Source organism: Agreia sp. Leaf335 (genome assembly GCF_001423605.1).
In the GTDB taxonomy this organism is placed as follows: Bacteria; Actinomycetota; Actinomycetes; order Actinomycetales; family Microbacteriaceae; genus Agreia.
The window spans coordinates 360034-374958 of the sequence record NZ_LMOQ01000001.1; the positions used below are offsets into that span (position 1 = coordinate 360034).

Sequence of the window (14925 nt, forward strand, 5' to 3'; positions counted from 1 at the left end):
TCCAGCCTATCGACGGTGCCGAAGCTCGCAGTCGGGGCTAGGCGGCCTTGCGTCGCGCCACGGTCACGGCAGCGCCACCTACGAGAAGCAGCACCGCGAGCGCGAGCCCTCCCGAGACGAGTCCGCCGTCGAGGCCCGTGTTCGCCAGGGCGGGCTTCGGCGTCACCGCCGCGGGTCCGGATGCGACGGGCGGGGTCGGCGGCGTCGGCACGACGATCGGGGCCGGGAACGCGGCGTCGAGAGCGGTGCTCACCGAGTCGGTGAGGAGCGTGGCGCCCAGGGTGTTCGGGTGCAGCGTTCCTGGCTGCAGGCCGCCGTCGCCGAGGAGGACGCCGTTGACGTAGGCGGTTCCATCGGTCACGCAGGCGTCGTGGCCGAAGCTCGAGGCGAACGACGGAACGTAGGTGAAGCCCGCTGTCTGGGTGGCGCTCTGGATGGCGGCATCCAGCTTGACCTCGACGGAGTGCAGGTACGCCGTGTCGACCGTGGTGAACGGGAAGGTGCTGGGAGCGCTGCCGAGTGTGGTGAAGCAGCCGGCCGCCGGAATGGTGGCGGGGAAGATGCTGGGGTAGCCGACCACGAACACCTTGGCGTTGGGGGCCGCGGCGGCGATGGCGGCGTACGTGCTGGCCAAAGACGGAGCGACCTGAGCGGAGATCTTCAGCGCGAGCGAGTCCACGCCCTGCGCGGCGTAGCCCGCGTTGCAGTTGGGCAGGAATACGCCATCCTGAGTGGGGAAGAGCAACGGGCCGTCGGCGGTCTGCGCCAGGCACGTCTGGATCACGTCGGTGAACCCGAGGTCGTTTCCGCCGATCGTGAGCGTCACGACATCGGTGTCGGCGCTGAGCGCGGCGATCTGAGGAGAGATGTTGCCGAATTGGCTGTCGACGGTGATGTCGCCGGTCTCGGCGCCGGAGCACGTGACGTCGGTGAGGTTCAGCGCGTAGGCGGTGGCCACCTGGTGGGGAAAGTTGACCGCACTCTGGCCGCACTCGGGGGTGGGCAGTCCGGTCGACGGCGTGAGCCCCAGGCCCGCCGAGTAGGAGTCGCCGAGCGCCACGTAGTCGAGACCCGCGGTCACCTCGGGAACACCCGGGGCAGGAGCTGCGGAGGCGACCGAAGCCGTGAGCACCGAGCCCGTGACGAGTGCGCCGGCGACGACGGCGGCGCCGATGAAGCGAGCGGTGAAGAAGCGGGCGCGAGAGCGCGTGGCAGTGGTGTGTGACGTCATAGTGGAAACCTCCTGCGCACATACTACGGGTTGTCACGCTGTCTCTACCCACTCTTTCTGCGGGCACTACCGACCCTCGCTACGGGGCGCGTACTGGCCCGCTACCGTCGCCGAAGCTGCCCGCTACCGCCCCGTTGCCGGCACTACTCGACTCGGCCCGCGCGACTACGTGAAGAGCTCTTTCGAGCCCCATCGTGAGTTCCTCTCATGTCATCGTTCAACCCTCAGAGGCCACAACAGGGGCGGCTTCATCACATTTGGGGAGATCAGTCATGTCACAGACATCAGAGTTCGACGCACCGGAGTCTCCGGTCGCACCGTCACTCACGAAGCGTTCCAGGAAGCAGAAGGCCTTCGCGGTTCTCGCGGCCGGCCTCGTGCTGGGCGTCGGAGCCACGGTCACACTGGCCGTGTGGAACGACTCGGAATGGGTCGTCGGTGGAACGGCCGGAGCGAACGGAGGCCCGGGAACGCCGGGTGTCGGAACCAGCGCCTTCGAGGTGCAGCAGAACACGTCGTCGCCGTTCGCGGCCGACGAGTGGATCGACGAGGAGGGCAACCCCGGTGGATCGCTCACCTTCACCCCGGGCGCACTCAGCCTCACCCCGGGTGACTCGGTCTACGCCCCGGTGTCGCTCAGCACGGCAGACGGTTCGGTGGCAGCACCGAGCGTGCGCTTGAGCGGAGCGGTCAGCGCAACCAACATTCCCACGGTCGACCCCGACGCTTTGCTCGCGGGTGCTCTGCAGCTTCGCGTCGTCGTCGCCACCACCGCACGGGATGCGGCTCCGGCTGCGTGCACCGACGCCGCGTTCGGAGCGACCGCGACGTATGTCGTCGGAAGCGCCACGACCTCGGCAGCACTCAGCACCGCCGGGACCACGGTCAACGCTCTGACAGCAGACTCGGGCAACCAGCTCAACTACTGCTTCGAGATCTCGCTGCCGGATGACGCCGCTGACACCCTCCAAGGTCGAACAGTCGCTCCCGCCTGGCAGTTCGTCTCGGCCTCCGAGCTCGACTAACCGGCACCACCCTCGAGGCTGACGAGCGGAAGGCGAATCGATGAGCCGAGTCGCCGAGATCCGCGGGACCCACCGTGAACATCCCCATGCACACGGTGGGTCTCGTCGCCCGAGACGGCTCGCGACCGTCGTCACGCGAATCCGGGATGCGGCGCTGGCGCTCGCCGGGCTGGCCGGCCTCGCCGCCATCGCCTGGGGCATCGCGACACTGTTCTTCGGATTCTCACTCGTGACCTTCGCCACCGGATCCATGGCCCCGACGATTCCGACGGGCTCACTGGCCCTGGTGCGAGAGGTCCCGGCATCCGAGCTCGAGATCGGGCAGGTCGTCACCCTTCAACGAGGAGGGGAACGACTGCCGATCACCCACCGCATCATCGGCATCGAGCCCGACCCGAACGTGCCGACCGGTCGCATCGTCTCGATGCAGGGCGACGCCAACACGATCCCCGATCTCTTTCCGTATCACGTGAAGACGGGAAAGGTCATTCTCGGTTCCGTCGCCGGAGGACAGACCGTCAGCGACGCGATCGGAAGCCCGATCACTCTGGTCGCCGTGACTCTCGGGGCCGGCGCCCTTGTCTTATGGGCCTTCTGGCCCCGCACCCAGACATCCCGCACCACCGAACCACAAAGAGGTGAGAGACGCCATGCGCGTTCAACCCGCATCCGCCAGACGCCGAGCCGCGACAGCGCTCGCCATGGTCTTCGCCGTACTGCTCATGGTGGCGGGCATCGCGCTCGTCTCAGCCCGGGCATCCGCGGCTCTCACTCTGCCGGGTGATCCCGACCCGCAACCCGGCGCCCCCGGCTATCTGAACCTCAGCGAGTCACCCGATCCGCTCGAGTTCCTCGACATGAGCCCCGGTGATGTCGCCTTCGGGCAGATCGAGGTGAGCCTCGAGAACGCTCCGACAGCTCGCCTCGCCCTCGAGATGTACTCCGGCGGAGAGCTGATGGCTCACCCCAACGGGGTCTCGATGGACATCGGGTTCTGTGACGAAGAGTGGTCGGGCATGCCGGCAGAGCCGGTCTCGTTCGATCCGCCAGACCCCGTCTGCCCCGACAACCCGCAGGCGATCATGTCTGTCGACCCGGGCACCGAAACCGGGGGCGAAGTGCGGTTCGACCTCGGCACGCTCGAGGCGGGCAGCCCCCGCTACATCCTCGTCGAGGTGCGGATGCCGGACGTCTCGTTCAGTCGCGACGAGAGCCTCATGGGGCTCGAGGGCGACTTCGCCTTCAACGTTCTCGCCGAGGGTGACGACGCTATTCCGACGACTCCCACGACCCCCGGCACGCAACCGCCTGGCTCGCAGACGCCGGGCAGCGCGGGAGCGGGTGGCAGAGGCGGACTCGCCAACACCGGACTCGATGCGCTCGCCGTTGTTCTCATCGGCTCCGGCGCCATCGCGCTCGGCATGATCGTGCGCTACCGCCGAACCCTCACCCCCCCGAAGGAGCGAGTCATGACCCCGCGCAGCACCACCCGCCGCACCCTCTCGCGCTCGACGACGCGGCGCCTCATCGGCGCTCTCGCCGGGGTGGTCGCCATCACCGTCGGGGTGGGCACCTCGATTCAGGCTGCACCGACGGATGCCGCGTGGCTCGACGCCGAGTGGGATTCGGCGACCGTGGGCACGCTCGATTGCGGCCCAGACGGTTCGCCGTTCACCACGCGGGCGTCGGGCAAGCTGCTGGGCGGAAGCCTGGCAGGCATCGACCTCGACGACCTCGCCGAGCTCGATGGCATCAGCGGAGTGAACGACGCATCCGGTGTCTCGATCGCGCCGCCGCCGCCGCAGTCGAACTCGCTGGGTGAGAACGCCTACGCGAATCCGCTCACGGTCACGGCTCTCGACGCTCTGCAGGTCAGCCTCGGCGACCTCCTCCTGCTTCCACTGAATGTCGACCTCGGTGTCGACAACAGCTACGTGCAGGTCAACGCGGATGGAACCTCGACTGGTGCGGCCGGCGCGGTGTCCAACAGCGGAGCCATCCAGACCACGGCGAGCCAACCGGGCCCGAACCCGCCCACCTTCGCCACTCTGCAGTTGAGCGAGATCGTGCAGTCGGCGCTGGGGCAGGATCTGAGCGCGCAGATCGCCGGCCTCGCCGACGCCTCGCTCGAGGTGGGCGCCGTGGCCTCGAGTGCGACTCTCGACGCGTGTGCCGCGAGCTGGACGGGCTCGATCCTCTCGTCGCTGCAGCGCGAGTACGCCGTGGCCGGGGTCGACCTGAACCTGACCTCGCCGACGGTCGGCACCCTCGTCACCGGCACCACGGGAGTCATCAACGGACTCGACGGCAGGGTGGAGGGCCTCGCGGGCAACGCCGGGGTGCTGACATCTCTGACGAGCGGCCTGACCACCTCGCTCACCGCTCTGCTGGGCACGCTCGGTCTGGGGCTCGGGTCGGTCTCGATCAGTCAGCTCTCGGTGAATCTCGATCTGACCGCCGTAAACGCCCTGCTCGACGACACCATCTCCGACGACGCGGGCATCGTATCGATCGATCTCGCCACGGGGCAGATCGGCGTCGACCTCGACGGACTGCTCGGGGCGGCGTACGGAACGAACGGGATCAACGGGCTCGACCCCAACACGCAGCTGCTCATCAACGACGCCGTCATCAACGCGCTCACCGCCGCGACGACGCAGGCTCTCAGCAACTACGTCGACGATCTGAACAGCGCTATTCAGGCCTCGCTCGCCGCTCTGACGGTGTCGGGCAAGGTCGTCGTGAACGTGCTGCAGGGCACGGGGCCGGCGGTAGCGTCGATCACGCTGACGATTCCGCAGGTCTCGCTCAACACGCTCCTGACCGGATCGCCGGTCGTGACCTCGTCGATCGCCCTCGCGGGAGGCGCGGCGTGCGGCGGTCTTGCCACGGCCGCTCTCTGTCTGCTGCTCAATTCGCTCACCGGTGGATTGACCAGCAACGTGGCCAAGGCCCTGGGTACCGCCCTCAACGCGGCGCTCTTCACCGGGCCCACGAGCGTGGTGTCGACGACCAGTGCGGCGCTCCTTGCGCTCACCGCCCCGGTGATCACCCTCGTGGCCAACGCCACGCGGGGCCTCTTCGGAGAGGACGCCCTGCTGTCGTTGACCGCGAACGCACAGAACAGCCCCGACCCGGCGAACGCGAACCCCGAGCCGGCCTGGTCGGTTCCGGGCCCGGATGCGGCGACGCAGTCGACGGGGCAGTACGACGTGGCCGCGTTGCGGCTCACCGCGGTGGGCACCACGGTGCAGCTCGACCTGGCCCGGTCGTCGGTGGGAACCAGCTCCCCCCGCTAGGAGCCCGCCACGACTGTGCCCGAATACCTCCATTCCGTCGAAGCCCCCTTCGACACATGGAGGTATTCGGGCACAAACACGACCCCCTGCCCGCGAGCTGCGCCGATAAGCGAACATAGAGGAATGACCTCGAGTGACCTGCGGCGCGTGGCAAGAGCCCTCTACGAGTTGCCGCCCGCCGAGTTCACCGCCGCCCGCAATCAGGCCGCGCGCGACGCGTCGCAGCGATCGGATGCCGCAGCGATCAAGCGCTTGCCCCGGGCGCAGGCCCCGGCGTGGGCGGTCAGCGCGCTCGTGCGAGAAGACGCGGCGCTCTTCGACGAGCTGCTCGAGCTCGGCGAGCGGCTGCGCGAGGCGCAGGACGACCGCGATCCGGTGGCCCTGCGCTCGCTCGGGGCAGAGCGGCAGAAGGCGTTGTCTCGCGCATCCGGCCGCACGCGCGAACTCGCCGACGCCGCCGACGTCACCCTCAGCGGCTCCGCGATGATCGAGGTCTCGCAGACCCTGCAGGCGGCGATGACAGACCCGGATGCCGCTGCGCTCGTGCGCGACGGGCTTCTGGTGCGCGGGCTCGCGGTCACGGGGTGGGAGCCGGTGCGGCTCGACGGCGCGGCCGCGTTGCCGCCCGAGGGAGTCTCGGCGGGGCGACGCACCCGGGCGGCGCGACCGAAGGCATCCGCGGCCGACCCCGAGGCGAGCGAGCGGGAGCGCAAGGCCGCCGAGGATGCGGCGTGGAGTGCGCTCGACGACGTGACCACCGCGCATCAGTCGGTGACCGACCTGGCGAACGACCTGGCCGACCTCGCTAGCCGCCGCGCGGAGCTCGAGACGGAGCGCACCGATATAGAGGAGCAGCTGCGCGGCGTGGAGTCGGATCTGGCGCGCGTCTACCACGACATCCAGGTGGGGGAGCGAGACAGAAAGGCCGCGGAGCGCGCCGAGGTGCAGGCCAAGAAGAGGGCAAAGCAGGCGCAGGACCGCCTCGACCGCCTGGGCTGACCGAGCGGCGCGGGCCTCTCGCCGTCGGCCGGGTTAACTAGGGACACTTACCCTTCGCGTCGAGTCGGCGAGTGAGCTAACGGAGCACGAATCGCTCGACACGCCGCCAACGTGACCGTCGACGTCGGCGCGTTGCTCAAAACGTGCTCCGTTAGCGCCGAGACCACACCGACAAGGGGTGAAAACAGGGGTGAAAAATGCTCAACCTCCTAGTAATGGGCTCCGGTAGTCCATAGCTTTGTATCGAGAGAGCGCCGGTTCAACCCCCAAGAGAGCCGGCGCTCCTCTTTTGTCTACTGGCACCGTGCTCGATGCCCTCAGTGGCGGGCGCCGGCCACCGGCTCTCGGCTGCGAGCCACCGGATGCAGAGACCCGCGAGCAACGAGCCCATCCCGCCCACCGCGAGGTCGCCGATGGTGTCGTCGTAGCCCACGTAGATGGCCGAGTCGATGTAGGTGTGGCCGGCCCACTCGCCCATCTCCCACAGCACGCCCGCCGAGAGTCCGAATGCGGTCGTCAGCACCGCCGAGCGAATGGCCGAACGGGTTCCCGGCGCGACGTCGGCCACGATGCCGACGCGTGCGGCCACCACGAAGATCAGCCCGGCGAGCACCCCGTTCGCGGCGAAGTGGATGACCACGTCGAGCCAGTCGATCGAGGTGTAGAGCTCGAAGACGCCGCTCCAGGCGGCCACCAGCAGGGTGCCGCCGATGGCGATATCGAAGCCGGGGCGTACGCCGAGAAAGCGGGGCACGAGCATGCCGAGCAGCGTGAGCGCGAAGACGGCCACCTCGACGAAGCCCCAGCCGATTCCGCCCGCGACCACGCTCAGAACGCCGAGAACGCGCAGCGCATCGGCCGCGATCTCGTCCGCGCCGCTCGGCCGCCGAAGAAAGGTGTCGGTGATCACCCTTGAAGACTATCCAGCGGCGGCGTCGCCCGCGGGGGACTTGCGCGGCCGCAGCAGCACCTGCACGGGCTCGTGATCGGATGCGGCTGCGCCGTCGAAACGCGAGGTATTGATGGCCGCCTCGCGCACCTGCAGCTCGGGGCTCACGAGGATCCAGTCGATGCGCTTGGTGCCGGTCTTGGGAGAGCGGTAGTTCGAGAACGTTCCCCACGGGGCGGTGAGCCGAACGTCCGCCGCGGCCCAGGCATCCACGAGGGGGCCGTCGACGCCGGCGATCGCGTCGAACGGAACGGTGCCGACGTCGGTGTTCATGTCGCCCATCACGATGATCGGTTCGTCGCTCGATGCAGCGAGGGCGGCGAGCTGTTGTGCGGAGCGCAGTCGAGCGCGCCGGGAGATGTGGTCGAAGTGCGTGCTCACCACGCGAAGGGGTTCGTGCGTCTTCACGTCGATGAAGCGGGCGACCACGGCCACGCGCGGAATGAGGTTGCCCCAGGAGCGCGACCCCGCGACATCCGGTGTCTCTGACAGGGCGATCTGCTGCCAGCTCTCGAGATGCAGCCGACGCGAGTCATAGAATAGGGGGCATCCCTCGCCGGTGCCGTCGGCATTGCGGCCGTATCCGATGCGGCGATAGTGCGGGCCGAGCACCGCCGAGATGAAGAGGGCTTGGTCGGGCAGGGCCTCCTGGGTGGCGAGCACGGTGGGGCGCTCGCGGGAGATGAGCTGACGCAGCAGGGGCTGGCGCCTCGACCACAGATCGGGGCTCCCGGGCGCGTTCTGCCGCATACGACGCCGGATGTTGTAGGTCATCACATGCAGGTCGGGTGCGTGGGCCGGGCCGAAGATCGGGGCGTCAGTCATGGGGCCAGCGTAGGCCGCGCTGCATGTCTTGTGCTGCATGAGCCGCGCGTCAAGGGGGTGTCTGCCGATAGGCCGGGCGACGTAACGTCGTGAACGTACGGACAAGCTGATAACGCAATTCAAGGAGTTACTCTTATGCCCCAGATCATCGAGACCGTCGACGTTTCTGTTCCCGTCTCCGTCGCCTACAACCAGTGGACGCAATTCGAGGAGTTCCCGAAGTTTCTCGACGAGGTCGAGTCCATCCAGCAGGTGACCGACACCCTCACCGAGTGGAAGGTGAGCGTTGGCGGAGTCGAGCGCACCTTCGAGGCGAACATCACCGAGCAGCACCCCGACGAGCGCGTCGCCTGGAACAGCACCGGTGGCGAGGTCGACCACGCCGGCGTCGTGACGTTCCACAAGCTCGCCGACACCGAGACCCGCGTGACTGTTCAGCTCGACTGGGAGCCTAAGGGCCTGCTCGAGAAGCTCGGCTCCGCAGTGGGCGTCGGCGGCCACGCAGTGAAGAAAGACCTCAAGAACTTCAAGGAGTACATCGAGTCGGAGCAGCACCCCGACGGCGCATGGCGCGGCGAGGTGCAGGCGTAGTTCACGCCTGATTTCGACCGAATTCAGCTCGACTTTACAAAGAGCTGAGAAATCCTTATGTTTGGAGGAGTAGAAGGCGTTGGTTCACCCCCTACGCTGAATGGGCGCCTTCTACTTTTCACCTCTTTTCTCACAGCTCGGATGCCATGACTGCCCCTGTGCCCGCCCGCGATCACGCAAACATGACTGTTGCTGAGCGCGAGTTCACCTTCGACGCTCTGCTCGCCGAATTCGGCGAGGAAGAAAACGATGCCGAGGGCGCTGCTGCCCCGGTCGACGAGGCCCCGAAGGTAGCGGCTCCCGCGCTTCTGCCAGCCGAGGCTCCGGCCAAGCGTGCCGAGCCGACGCCGAGTCGCCGGGCTCCGGATGCTGCCGCCGAGAACGCCGCGCCGGCAACACGCTCCGCAGCCAAGGCGACTACCGAGCCCCGCGCGGCGTCGCCCGTCGCGAAGTCACCCGCTCAGTCCTCCTTCGCGCAGAAGGCCCGCGCAGCGCGGCGCTCGCTCACAATGCCGTCTCCCGATGTACTCAAGCTCGGCGGCCTCGTCGTCGTTGCCGGCATCAGCCTCACCCTGGTATTCGTCGCCCTCTCGCGCTGAGCCCCTTCGCGTCGCGTGGTGTCGCATCGCCAACATCGATTCTTCGTCGAGTGGCGCCGTATTGCCCATCCCGTCGCTCTCGAAGGGCGAAATGGCGCGACATGAATCGCAACCCGCGATCGTGTGGAGCCAAACTGCCCTTCGTCAACGCCGGGAAGGGCGATACGGCGCTACGCGAGCTGGTACGGAGTGCACTGTCGGGTAGGCAGCCCATCCATTCGGCGCGAAATGCTCTCAAATCTGCTGATAAGCGCATTTCGGGGCGCACGGATTCGAGTGGCGGACAGCTGACATCGATCGCCCTCTCGCGCTGAGAACTCCGTACGGTAGGGGCATGACGTTCGCCTCCGTGAAACGTCTCCTGCTGGTCGTCGCTATCGTCGCCGTGTTAGTCGGATCGGTGGCTGCGGTGTTTCTCGCCGCTCAACCCGTCTCATTCGGCTGGTTCGCGTACTCGCCGCTATCGGGTGACGTGTTCACACCCGACGGTGTGCACATGGTGACGAACCCGATAATCTATGCAGTGGTCATCCTCGTGTTTGGTCTGCTGGCCGCCGCCTTCTGGGCAGGACTGACCGTGGGTGAGCGCCGCTCGAGGCGATAACTGCTCGCAACTTCGGCGAGATATAGGCCGCTGCCCCTGTAGGACACCGGCCGTTCACGGACTGTCTCCCTTAAAGTTCCCTGAGAAACGACCTTGAACTCATAGGTTCGAGGAGTTTTGTTCGTTCATCTCTGGGGTTTCCACGTTGCTTCGCTCACGCTTGTTCGCTCTGCCCATCTTCGCCTCGGCTCTCGCCGCGGCCCTCATCGGATCGAGTGCGGTTCCCGCCTTCGCGGCTCCGCCGGTTGCAGAGGTGATCGTCACCGAGATCGCGCCTGACAACACCGGCGTCGACTCGTTCGAGTACGTCGAGGTCGTGAACACCTCGGCGAGCGACATCACGGTCGGCGCGGGCGGCTTGTCGCTCGCCTATACATACGTCGATTCCGACGACCGCACCAGAGACGTTCCGTTCACCGCTCCCGCCGGTACCGTGCTTCCCGCCGGCACCCCCGTCGTGCTGTGGCTCAACTACACCTCGGGCTCCGTCGACACGACGAAGTACACGACGGCAGACTTCCGCGCCTACTGGGCGGGCGTCACGGGCACGACGCCGGATGCCTACACCGTCGTTCCCGTCACCGGCCAGGCCGGTATGGCCAACGCCGGTGGCCGCGGAATCCGCGTTGTCGGCGCCGACGGCACGGCCATCTCGTGGTCGTTCTACCCGGCCGGCTCGGTCGCCGTCGATCGCGTCGCCCAGTTCTCGCGCCCCGCAGACTCCACGCAGCGCAGCATGACGCTCGCGGCGTCGACCGCCGTTCCGAGCCCCGGAGTCGTCGACCCTGCCGTGCTCCTGCCGCCCGCGCCGACCGACCCGGAACCGACGCCCACAACGTCGCCCGAGCCCACGACATCCCCGGCACCCACGACGGAACCGACCACGGAACCCACGACGGCCCCGACGACGGCCCCCACCACCGAACCGACCACCCCGGCCGACCCGGCGCCGGCCCCCGACCCCACCCTCGTGGCCTCGCCGCTGCAGATCACCGAGCTGCTGCCCGACTCCACCAACGTAGGCAGCGCCGACGGCTACGAGTTCATCGAGGTCTACAACTCGAGCGACAGCGCGATCGACTGGTCTGACTACAGCCTGCGCTACCTCTACCCGGTCACTGACCAAACGAACTCGTCGACCGCCCTGTGGCCGAGCACGCCCCGCGACGTCATCATTCCGTCGGGCGGCAAGCTCGTGCTCTGGGTGAAGAACCCGTCGAACAGCACGCTCGGCCTCGCCGACTTCAACGCGCACTTCAACACGACGCTCACGCAGAACCAGCTCCTCGACGTGGTCTCGGCCGGTATGGCCAACGGCTCGGCCCGCGGTATGCAGATCGTGACGAACACCGGCTTCGCCCTCAACCGCGCGTACTACAACATGGTCTCCACGGTCGATGACGTCGACGCAGAGCAGGGCATTCAGTACGGCTTCGACGCCGCCGACATCACCAAGCAGACCCTGCTGCGCAAGGCGCCGGCCACCCCTGGCTCGGTCACCGCAGACCAGGTTCCGGCCGGCCTCGTGGTCGTGCCGGCGGATGCGCAGGCGCCCGCGATCACCGACAACACGGGCGACACCGTCGACCCGGCGGTCGACTTTCCGATCGACTTCACCATCACCGACGACCGCCAGGTGCGCACCGTGCGCCTCACGGTGAGCAACGACGTCGACACCACGCCGATGGTCATCGACCTGCTCGGCCAGCGCGTCGACCCCGCCGACACCGATCCCAATGACCCGCTCTCGCGCTACGCGTACGAGATCCCCGGCGTCGACCTCTACGGCAAGGCCTGGCTCGAGTACTCGGTCGAGGTGCGCGACGGAACCAACACCGTCACCACCGAGACCCGCCGCGTCACCGTGACGCAGGGCAACACCGACCCGGTTCGCCTCAACGTGACCGAGGGCCAGTGGCTCAACAAGACGACCCGCGTCGCGGCGTCTGCGAGCACCCCGCCCGGCGCATCCCTCGACATCGATGGAGCGGCCGTGGCCGACACCACCCGGTCGCTCGAGCGTGAGCCCTACTTCGCCTTCGAGGCCGGGGGAGTGAACACCTTCTTCCGCAACGGCGTGCTCATCGGCACCGACATTCTCACCATCTTCGACGAGGGCATCTTCGAGGGAACCGAGACGATCACCACCGCCGTTCCGCTGAGCTACGTCACCGCGGGCCAGCCGCTCACGCTCAGCGTGTGGGCCGGCACGAAGGCGGCGCCCGAGCTCAGCGTCGAGAACAACGACGACTTCACGATCCAGAACCTCAGGCTCGTGCTTCCGGATGGGCGGGCACTGCGCCCCGCCGGCTACGACGACCCGGCGCGCGTTCTGCAGATGGGCGACTCCGCCGGCAAGCTCGACTTCTACGATGCGGTGTTCACGCTTCCCGATGACGCGTTCGGCTCGGTGGCCCACCAGTGGGACACGACCACGGTCGCTGACGGCGCACATGTGATCGGCGCATCCGCCGGCGACCAGCGCGTCGAGCGCACGGTCAACGTCGACAACACCGCCCCCGCGGTGACCACCAACATGGTTGCCGAGAGCGAGTATCGCGGCGAGTTCGTCATGACCGGCGAGGCCACGGATGCCGGATCGGGCGTGAGCGCGTTCGTCGCGACCCTCGATGGCCAGGCCGTGAAGCTGCCGTATCGAGCATCCAGCGTCGATCTGGCCGGAGGCCGACACACCCTCGCGCTGAAGGGCACCGACAACGTCGGAAACGTGACCGACACGAGCGTGGTCTTCACGACGCCGGTGGAGCAGCCGTCGGGAATCACCGTTCTGCCCGAGGAGGGCGCCGAGGTGCTCGAGGGCAAGGCCGAGCTGAAGGCCCGCGTCGACGACCCGAGCGGTGACACGCTCGCCGTGGAGTTCTCGCGGGGCTACGAGCTCGACGCCGCAAACGGCGGAGTCTCGAGCCGCCTGGGCACCACCGAGGTGTCGACCGAGGTCGACGCCGATCCGGCAGCCGCCCGTGCGCTCAGCGCCGACGAGGTGTCGGCGCTCGGCGGAGTGGACGGTCTCGACACCGAGATCAGCTCTGACACGGCGCTGCCGTACCAGGTCTTCGATGTGGCGATTCCGGCCGACGCCGGTGCCGACTACCAGACGAAGCTCACCTGGACAGGCTCGGCGAACACGGGCGCCAAGGTGCTCATGTACGTGCGCAACGTGACGACCGGCGTGTGGGAGGAGATCGACCGGCACGTGACCGTCGACTCCGACGACGTGGAGTTCGGACTCATCGCCACCGTCGCCGCCGCGGACCACACCGCGAACGGAGCGATGCAGGTGCTGGTGCAGCACTCGGAGGGCTTCTCGGGTGCACCGCGCTCGACGCGAGACACCCCGATCACGCCGCTGAACGCATCCGACACCCCGCGCAGCGACTACGACTTCACCCTCGGGTGGGAGTCAGACACGCAGTACTACAACGCCGACCCGAACAACTACAAGCACCAGGAGGCGATCCACAACTTCTTTTTGACGCAGCGCGACAACCTCAACCTGCAGTACGTGACGCACACCGGCGACATCGTCGACAACAGCCTGATCAACGACCAGTGGGTGCGGGCCGACGCGGCCTACGACAAGTTGGATGCCGCGGGTCTGCCGTACGGCGTGCTGGCCGGCAACCACGATGTGAACCAGATGACGAACGACTACACGCAGTACAGCCAGTGGTTCGGGCAGCAGCGGTTCGAGTCGAACCCCTGGTACGGCGGCAGCCACCTCGACAACCGCGGTCACTACGACCTGATCAGCGCCGGCGGCATCGACTTCATTCAGCTCTACATGGGCTGGGCTCCGGGCGACGCCGAGATCGCGTGGATGAACGCGACGCTCGCGCAGTACCCCGAGCGCAAGGCGATCATCAACCTGCACGAGTACATGCTCACCACGGGTGGACTCGGCCCGGTGCCGCAGCGCATCTACGACGAGGTCATCGCCACGAACCCGAACGTCATGATGGTGATGTCTGGTCATTATCACGACGCCTTCACGCGCTACGACCAGTTCGATGACAACGCGGATGGCGTGCCGGACCGCACGGTGACGCAGATGCTGTTCGACTACCAGGGCCTGGCAGAGGGCGGCCTCGGCTACCTGCGCCTGATGCAGTTCGACAACGTGGGTCAGAAGATGACGGTGCGCACCTACTCGCCGTCGCTCGACGACTACGACTCCGAAGACCCGTCTCTCGAGCAGGAGCACCAAGAATTCGTGGTGCCCTACGCGACTCTGGGCATCCAGCCGAAGACCAAGACCCTGCGCACCAACGCGTTCACGGCCGAGGTGCAGACCACGCAGACGATCGGCTCGGTCGCCGGAGTCGCCAGCGGAACCGAGGCCACCATGGCCTGGCCGACCGCGCCGCTCGGCGAGGTGGGCTGGTACGTGAAGGTCAGCGACCCGTTCGGAGCGCAGTTCACGTCGGGTGTTAGCACGTTCCGGGTGGTGGCGGCGGAGGTTCCGACGGAGCCGAGCGACCCCGGCACGCCGAGTGATCCGACTCAGCCTGGTGCTCCGGATGCCGGTGGGCAGCCGGGTGCGGCCGCCCCGGCCGGTTCGGGTTCGGGTTCGTCTTCGTCTGAGACCCTGGCCGCGACGGGTGCAGACCCGAGGGTCGGCCTGTGGATGGCGCTGGCTCTGCTGCTGGCCGGCCTGGCCGGCGCGCGGGTGGCCTGGCGACGCCGAACGGCGCGCCCGTCCTCACCGGTCGAGTAGGTCGCGCAGCGACCGTATCGAGACCACCCCGGGGGTGTCGTCGGATCGTTACGACGGCACCTCCGCCG

General features: G+C 67.7%; 11 protein-coding genes. 8 read left to right on the forward strand and 3 right to left on the reverse strand.

All coding sequences use genetic code 11. The annotated features are described in order from the left end of the window. Positions 1–37: 37 nt before the first annotated feature. Positions 38–1231: an SGNH/GDSL hydrolase family protein gene (locus tag ASF79_RS01835; protein ID WP_055851272.1), complete on the reverse strand. Its 1194-nt coding sequence runs from the start codon at positions 1229–1231 to the stop codon at positions 38–40. 272 nt (positions 1232–1503) lie between these two features. Here ASF79_RS01835 and ASF79_RS01840 point away from each other — a divergent pair, with 272 nt between their 5' ends. The 4 genes from ASF79_RS01840 to ASF79_RS01855 all read left to right on the forward strand — a co-directional run bounded on the left by ASF79_RS01840 (position 1504) and on the right by ASF79_RS01855 (position 6554). Further along, positions 1504–2256, forward strand: a complete 753-nt coding sequence (locus ASF79_RS01840) for a SipW-dependent-type signal peptide-containing protein (RefSeq protein ID WP_055851275.1) — start codon at positions 1504–1506, stop codon at positions 2254–2256. 40 nt (positions 2257–2296) lie between these two features. Next, positions 2297–3040: a signal peptidase I gene (locus ASF79_RS17630; RefSeq protein ID WP_055851279.1), complete on the forward strand. Its 744-nt coding sequence runs from the start codon at positions 2297–2299 to the stop codon at positions 3038–3040. 685 nt (positions 3041–3725) lie between these two features. Continuing rightward, entirely contained in the window at positions 3726–5555 is a 1830-nt protein-coding gene (locus ASF79_RS01850) for a choice-of-anchor G family protein (protein ID WP_235500661.1), read from the forward strand. A gap of 123 nt (positions 5556–5678) precedes the next feature. Then, positions 5679–6554, forward strand: coding sequence for a hypothetical protein (locus tag ASF79_RS01855; RefSeq protein ID WP_055851286.1), 876 nt, complete (start codon positions 5679–5681; stop codon positions 6552–6554). Positions 6555–6813: 259 nt separating this feature from the next. Here the strand turns inward: ASF79_RS01855 and ASF79_RS01860 are convergent, their stop codons facing one another. Beyond that, a complete protein-coding gene (locus ASF79_RS01860) occupies positions 6814–7464 on the reverse strand; it encodes a hypothetical protein (RefSeq protein WP_055851290.1) in 651 nt (216 codons plus the stop codon). 9 nt (positions 7465–7473) lie between these two features. Then, positions 7474–8328 carry an endonuclease/exonuclease/phosphatase family protein gene (locus ASF79_RS01865; protein ID WP_055852986.1) on the reverse strand — a complete coding sequence of 285 codons (855 nt, stop codon included), beginning with the start codon at positions 8326–8328 and terminating at the stop codon, positions 7474–7476. Positions 8329–8463: 135 nt separating this feature from the next. Between ASF79_RS01865 and ASF79_RS01870 the strand changes: the two genes are divergently transcribed. The 4 genes from ASF79_RS01870 (at position 8464) to ASF79_RS01885 (ending at position 14857) form a co-directional block, all read left to right on the forward strand. Further along, positions 8464–8919 (forward strand): SRPBCC family protein, encoded by a 456-nt coding sequence (locus ASF79_RS01870; protein WP_055776268.1) that lies wholly within the window; start codon positions 8464–8466, stop codon positions 8917–8919. A 182-nt stretch (positions 8920–9101) separates the two neighbouring features. Next, a complete protein-coding gene (locus ASF79_RS01875; protein WP_055851293.1) occupies positions 9102–9518 on the forward strand; it encodes a hypothetical protein in 417 nt (138 codons plus the stop codon). 334 nt (positions 9519–9852) lie between these two features. After that, positions 9853–10122, forward strand: coding sequence for a hypothetical protein (locus ASF79_RS01880; protein WP_055851297.1), 270 nt, complete (start codon positions 9853–9855; stop codon positions 10120–10122). A gap of 145 nt (positions 10123–10267) precedes the next feature. Then, positions 10268–14857 carry a metallophosphoesterase gene (locus ASF79_RS01885; RefSeq protein ID WP_055851301.1) on the forward strand — a complete coding sequence of 1530 codons (4590 nt, stop codon included), beginning with the start codon at positions 10268–10270 and terminating at the stop codon, positions 14855–14857. Positions 14858–14925 lie beyond the last annotated feature (68 nt).

Coding starts and splice junctions, on each gene's coding strand:
- ASF79_RS01835 (WP_055851272.1), bottom strand. CDS start 1,231: ATGACGTCACACACCACTGCCACGCGCTCTCGCGCCCGCTTCTTCACC.
- ASF79_RS01840 (WP_055851275.1), top strand. CDS start 1,504: ATGTCACAGACATCAGAGTTCGACGCACCGGAGTCTCCGGTCGCACCG.
- ASF79_RS17630 (WP_055851279.1), top strand. CDS start 2,297: ATGAGCCGAGTCGCCGAGATCCGCGGGACCCACCGTGAACATCCCCAT.
- ASF79_RS01850 (WP_235500661.1), top strand. CDS start 3,726: ATGACCCCGCGCAGCACCACCCGCCGCACCCTCTCGCGCTCGACGACG.
- ASF79_RS01855 (WP_055851286.1), top strand. CDS start 5,679: ATGACCTCGAGTGACCTGCGGCGCGTGGCAAGAGCCCTCTACGAGTTG.
- ASF79_RS01865 (WP_055852986.1), bottom strand. CDS start 8,328: ATGACTGACGCCCCGATCTTCGGCCCGGCCCACGCACCCGACCTGCAT.
- ASF79_RS01870 (WP_055776268.1), top strand. CDS start 8,464: ATGCCCCAGATCATCGAGACCGTCGACGTTTCTGTTCCCGTCTCCGTC.
- ASF79_RS01875 (WP_055851293.1), top strand. CDS start 9,102: ATGACTGTTGCTGAGCGCGAGTTCACCTTCGACGCTCTGCTCGCCGAA.
- ASF79_RS01880 (WP_055851297.1), top strand. CDS start 9,853: ATGACGTTCGCCTCCGTGAAACGTCTCCTGCTGGTCGTCGCTATCGTC.